This is a genomic window from Chitinophaga varians (assembly GCF_014529945.1).
Taxonomy (GTDB): domain Bacteria; phylum Bacteroidota; class Bacteroidia; order Chitinophagales; family Chitinophagaceae; genus Chitinophaga; species Chitinophaga varians.
In genome coordinates this window covers 1-6,674 of the sequence record NZ_JACVFB010000012.1, presented here as the reverse complement: position 1 = coordinate 6,674, position 6,674 = coordinate 1, and the positions used below count along the sequence as shown (strand labels likewise).

Genomic DNA, 6,674 nt, shown 5'->3' with positions numbered 1-6,674 from the left:
AGCGCCACAGCGGAATACCCCCAGAATGGCCGCCAGCATGTGAATACCGCGGGGCATGTACAACGCTACCCGGTCGCCGGCAACAACGCCCCGTTGCTGTAAATGAAAGGCTATCTGCTCAGAGAAGCTATAGAGCTCCTGATAGGTCAGTTCTTGTCCGTTGTGTTTTACTGCAACCTGCAAGGGCGTACGGGCCGCCTGTTCGGCAAACAATACCGTAAAAGTCCGGCGTTCATCGGCCAGCAGAAGCTCCGTTTGTTCCCCCTGGCACCACGCCGCCAGTTGCGGCGACACCGACAACGGCAGTTCGGATATTTTCTTTTCTGCCGTATTGATCATGGCATCAATGATTTCCCGCAAATGCGCTGACACCTGCTGCATCAGCAAATCAGTATATACCTGCCTGTTATATTCCATCCGGACGGTGATCATGTCGGATGGCATCACGGTGAGTGTCAGATCGTAATGCGTCTGGTCGAAAACAGCGACCTGGTCGATCCTGAAAAGGTCTTCCGTTTCAGCCGTTTCGAACGGATAATTTTCAAAGATGAACAGATGATCGATCAGCTTTCTGCCTGCGGCGCTGAGTGCCTGTATATCCGCCAATGGCTGATAATGATGTGGCAACGCATCGAGAGAAGCGGTTTGCAGTTGCTTCACCAGGTCGCACAACCGCGTGTCTTCGCCGGTACGGATACGCACCGGTACCGTGTTGATGAATAGTCCTACCATCCGTTCCACATCCGGCAAATCGGCCGGCCGGCCGGATACTACGCTGCCAAACACCACATCGTCTGTATTACCGTATTTCATTAACAACACGCCCCAGGCTGTCTGCAACAACGTATTGAGCGTTACGCCGAAATCGCGCGACAGTGCTGTCAACTGTGTAGTGTACGCGTTGTCCAGCACCACTTCTGCAACACCCGCGTGGTAACCTGTTGACTGCTGCACCTGCTGCGGCAGGCAGGACGTACCTTCATACCCCGACAGATACTGCTGCCAGTACAAACGGGAAACGTTGCTATCCTGCTCCTGCAGCCAACGGATATACGAAGCATATGGTCTTACCGCCGGCAGCCTCACTGCGCGGCCGGTATATTTTGCCGCATATAATTCCCGGAAATCGGAAATGATGATTCCCAGGCACCATCCGTCCATCAGGATATGTGGATGGCTCCAGATAAACCAGTAGGTATCTACGTCTGACCGCACCACCGTTAACCGCATCAGCACATCACGACCGAGATTAAATCCACGTGCACGGTCGGCGGCGGCAATGTCGCGCACCAGCGCGTCGGCCTCTTCGCCACTGCGGCAACGTTCCTGTACATCTTCATAATGAAATTCCAGCTGCCGCTCTTTCAGCACTACCTGCAACGGACGCGTATATCCTTCGTGCAGGTAGACGGTGCGCAGTATATCATAACGTGATAACAGGTCGTTCATACTTTCTTTCACCGTATCCACATCTACCATTCCCGTTATACGAAGTAATTTTTGTTCAAAGTAGCTTTCATCGTCCGGCGCCAGCAAATGATGGAAAAAAAAGCCTTCCTGCATAGGAGACAGCGGATAGAGATCTTCCACCGGCAAGGCTTCCTGCAACGTGTCCAGTTCAGCGATAGACAGGCCCGGACAACCGGTATCGGAAGGACTAAGTATTGTTCCGGTGGTATTACAGCAATAGTCGATCACTTTCAGTAAGGCCGCCTCATAATGTGCCATAAAGGCGTCCATTTGCTCCTGTTTATATTGATGCCTGCTAAAGGTCAGGCTAAGTTCGAGGCTGCCATTGATAACCATTCCGGATATATCCCAGTCGTACGGCCTGTTTTCTGTTGGACCTGTCTCATTTCCCGCAGCCTCCTGTAAAACCTGATAGGACCGGTTGTTGATGTCTGCATCAAATTGTCCGAGGTAATTAAAACAGACAGTGGACACAGATAAGTCCTTCCAGGCCGCGCCATTGTATTTCTCCAGCAGATAGTCCAGTCCGTTGTTAGGCGTATTCCTAAGCGATTCTTTCACCATTCTGACAGACCGGGAAATGCTGTCGGGATCTACCGTGAGGCAAACCGGATAGATGGAGGTAAACCACCCCACCGTACGGCTTATATTCACATCGGGGCGTATATCTTCTCTGCCGTGGCTTTCCATATCAATACAAACGCCACTCAGGCCGTACTGCTTCCGGATAGCGAGCCCTAATGCCGCCAGTAAAAGATCATTGATTTTTGTTTTAAATGCAGCCGGTGCTGTTGTCAGCAACCTCGCCGTTGTATCGGGGCTAAGCCGGAACGCTGCTGTTTCCCGGTCGGCAAAAGTGTTTTGTCCGTCCGAAAAGTCCCTTGGTATCCGGGAATAGGATTGTCGGTGAAAATCTGACCAGTATTTCCCTGCGGCCATGAAGGTAGCATCATGGGTGTACGCAGTCAACACATCTCCCCATCCCCCGAAAGCGTCCGTTTTGTCGGGCAGTTGCAACGGAGCGCCCTCACGGGCCTGCTGGTAAAGTTGCTCTATATCTTCAAACAGGATGCGCCAGGATATGCCGTCAACTACCAAATGGTGGATGACGATCAACAATTGGCTCCCATCCTTTACATGAAACAACCCCAATTTCATCAATGGCCCTTTGGCAATATCGATACCTGACTGTACGCTGTTATAAAACGGCAGGAGGACTGATTCGTTTTCAACGGTATGCTCTTCCAGCCATACGGGCAGCTCCTGATCAGCCATTGCGGGCACGATCTGTCCCTTTCTGCTGACAAACACCATCTGTAATGCATCATGATGACGCTGTAGACAACCAAAGATATTTTTAACCAATGCAGCCGATAAATGGACATCAAACTTTATGAGTACAGACTGGTTATAATGATGTTTATTGCGAATGGGGCCATCGAAAAAACGTTGCTGCACCGGCGTTATTTTGATATTTCCACCAGCGGATGCGGCGGCCGGTGCTGCGGCCTTGACAGGCACCGCTTTCCCCGCAAGTTCCCTGATGGTCTGACTGGTGAATATTTCGTTAACACCCAGTTTATACCCTCTGGCTTTTACCCTTGCAGCAATCTGGATAGACTTGATGGAGTCACCGCCAATGGCAAAGAAATTATCCGTAATACCGACCTTTTCCACGCCCAGCACCTTCGTCCATATTTCCACCAACAATGTTTCTACCAGTGTGTCAGGGGCCACATATTTCTCTTCTTCTTTTTGGTTGGGATCGGGAAGGGCTTTTCTGTTCACTTTTCCATTCAGCGTCAATGGTATCTTTTCCAGCTGCACATAATAGGCAGGGACCATGTATGCAGGCAGGCGCTTGTTCAGGAACTCCTTCAGTACAGTATTACTGAGTACTTTTTCCGAAACATAGTACGCCACCAGCAATCGCTGCCCATCCTGTTCTTTGGCGACCACCACCGCCTCTTTCACCAGCTCGTGCATGGCAAGGTGCGCCGCTATTTCAGCCGGCTCCACCCGGTACCCTCTTATTTTTACCTGATCATCTATTCTGCCAATGAAACGTATCCTGCCATCAGACAGCCATTGGGCCTGGTCTCCCGTTCTATAAACCTTTCCCGCAGCAAAAGGCAGTTGTATAAATTTTTCGGCTGTCAAGGCATCGTTGTGCAGGTATCCCATGCCTACGCCTGCGCCACCGACCACGAGTTCACCCGGCGTTCCAACCGGCACCAGTTGCTGATGCCGGTCGAGGATAAACACCTGGTTATTGTTCACTGGTCGTCCGATAATCGTTTCTCCCGTATCCGGCATTACCGGGTCCATCCATCCGGCCACCGTTCCTATCGTGGTTTCTGTAGGGCCATAGTGATTTATAAACCTGATATGCTCATACTGCTGCCGGATAGTGGCTACGTCCTTTGTGCGGAGCGGTTCTCCTCCCAGGAGGATAAACCGGATCCCATCCAATACCTGATCACCCAGATTGTCAGCTTCCAGCAGGGTAGAGAACAGCGTGGGCGTCATTTTCAGATAGGTAATGCCTTGTTGTTTGATGTATTCCAACAGACCATCAGGTGTTTGATACAATGTCTGTGGTATCAGGTGCAAGGTACCTCCGCTTGCCAGCACCGGGAATACAGCCGTATAGCCCAGGTCAAAAGCGAAGGAGGAAGTCAGCACTGACCGGTCGTCTGGTCCAAGTTCCAACAGACTGTTTACCCAACAAACATAATTAACGAGATTGGCCTGACTTATTTTCACTCCTTTGGGTGCTCCCGTGCTCCCGGAAGTATAGATCACATAAGCGGTGCTTTCCGGCGACGCTTCGGAAGACAACACCTGAGGCGCGCCATCAGTGTTGCCGATCAGCATAATTTCACCCTGAAACCGTAGCCCGCCGGCCAGCCGGGCCTGTATCAGCAACAGGTCGCAACCACTTTCGGCCAGCACTACTTCCTGACGGCCGGCATGCTGTTGCGGGTCCAGCGGAATAAAAGCGGCGCCCACTTTCCAGACGGCAAGAATAGCCGCGATCATATCTATCGACGGTTCTGCATATATCGCCACCAAATGGGCCTTTCTTTTTTTGATGTCCACCGCCAGCTGATTTACCCGCCGCTGTAATCTTTCATAGGTTATACTACCGGTCGCGTCTATCACAGCGTGATGGTCAGGGACCATCTTTACCTGTTCTTCAAACAGGTCTGTCATTGTTTTTTGATGTGGATAATCACTCCGGGTATTATTGAATACCTGTAGCAGTTCATTTTTTTCCGCGTCAGGCAGCATGTCGATATCCATGATGCGAATGTGTGGCCGGGCTGTAACAGCGGTAATGATACGGCGGAAATATGCAGCAAACCGTGCAATGGTTTCTTCTTTAAATAATTCGGTGGAATAATTGAATTCAAACTGCATCGTTGTTGGCGATGCGATGACATACAATGTCATATCAAACTGAGATGCCTTGTTGTGATAGTTGTGACTGGTAGTTGTCAGCCCCGGAATATGACGTTCGTGTTGCTGATAATTCTGGAAAACAAACTTCACATCGAACAGCGGATTACGGCCAGGCACTCTCTCTATCTTCAGCTTTTCCACCAGCATTTCATAAGGATAGGTTTGATGTTCAAAGGCTGCCAGCATAATATTTCTGGTCTCCTCCAGTAATTCCATGAACGACATCTCCCCTTTTACGTTGTTTCTGACAGCCAGCGTATTGACAAACATGCCAATGATGTTTTCCAGGTCTGAATGCTGACGGCCCGCAACAGGAATACCTGTTACGATGTCATCCTGATTGCCCAGTTTACTCAACAACACATTGAAGATCGTAAAGGTCGCCATAAACATGGTGGCGTCCACCGACTTAGCGATCTCACTTAAGCTGTCTGTAAGAGCACTATCAATGTCACAGGTATAATACGCTCCGGTATACCTTCTGTCTACAGGCCTTGGAAAATCTGCCGGCATGGCAAGTGTCACAGGCTGTTCGTCATAGATACCGAGCCAATATTGCTCCTGTTTGCCGATGCCTTCCTTTTGTTCCTCCTGCTGCTGCCATACGGCATAATCTTTATATTGTAAGGGCAAATCCGGCAATACTTCATCGTTGTACAAAGCCATAAACTCTTTACCGAGATTTTCCAGCGAGATGCCATCTGTAATGATATGGTGCATATCCACCATTAACAGGTGCCTGTTGGCCGATAATGCCAAAAGCCCCACCCTTATTAATGGCGCAGACCGCAGGTCAAATGGCCGCACAAATGTTTTAATGATCGCCTCTTCTTCTTCGGTTGTCGCCTCATAATGTTCCAGTGTAATTTTCGCCACGTTTCCGATTTTCTGAACAGGCACTTCATCGACCAGGTCAAATGAAGTACGCAGGCTTTCATGGCGTAGCAGCAGCTGATTAAAAACTGCTGTCAATCGTTCTTTGTCCAATTCCCCTTTCAGTTCAATGATATAGGGTAGATTATAAGCCAGCGAATCCGGGTTGAACGCATGGAGAAAATAGAGCTGTCGCTGTGCAGAGGTGAGCGGAAAATATTCCTGCGGAGCAGCCAGGGGAATAGATGCGAACTGCTTTTTCCCGGCCACATTGGTGATATAGCTGATGATATCATCTTTCTGGCTTTTAATTTCGGCCAGTAATTCCGCTGTCAATATCCCTTCCGGCGCGTTTATCCTGATCTTCCCATCGACCAGCCCCAGTTCTATCTTCAGTTTCCTTAACTTGGTTATAATGTTCATACATTCCGGCTTTAATCAAGTATTAGTTCATCGAATCCTGACACCGGCGCCTCAGCCGCTGTCTGTATCCATCTTTCATTATCTATACGCTCTCCCATCTGCTCAATAGTGTTCAGGATAAAAACATCCTGTAGCCTGATTTCCGTACGCAGTTCTTTAAAAATCCGGTTGACCAGCAGGCTTGCGTTCAGCGAATGCCCACCCAGGTCGAAGAAATTCTGGTCGATGCTGATCTTGTCTTTATCGATATGCAGCACGTCAGACCAGATACCGGCCAACATTTGTTCCGTTTCACTCGTCGCTGGCCGGAAATACCCTCCGGACGGCAATTCCGGCGCAGGCAGCTGCTTGCGGTCCACCTTGCCGCTCAGCAACAAAGGGAAAGCTGTCAGGTGGATGTAATAGGAAGGATGCATATATTCCGGCAGGCGCCCCGACAAATG

2 protein-coding genes are annotated in these 6,674 nt (G+C 49.9%); both read right to left on the bottom strand.

What is annotated here, in order from left to right; all coding sequences use genetic code 11:
* Positions 1-6,231: non-ribosomal peptide synthetase (locus ICL55_RS34800; protein ID WP_188106676.1), on the bottom strand; the 6,231-nt coding region annotated here is incomplete at its 3' end.
* 11 nt (positions 6,232-6,242) lie between these two features.
* On the bottom strand, positions 6,243-6,674 hold a 432-nt coding region (locus ICL55_RS34795; RefSeq protein ID WP_188106674.1), incomplete at its 5' end, for a phosphopantetheine-binding protein.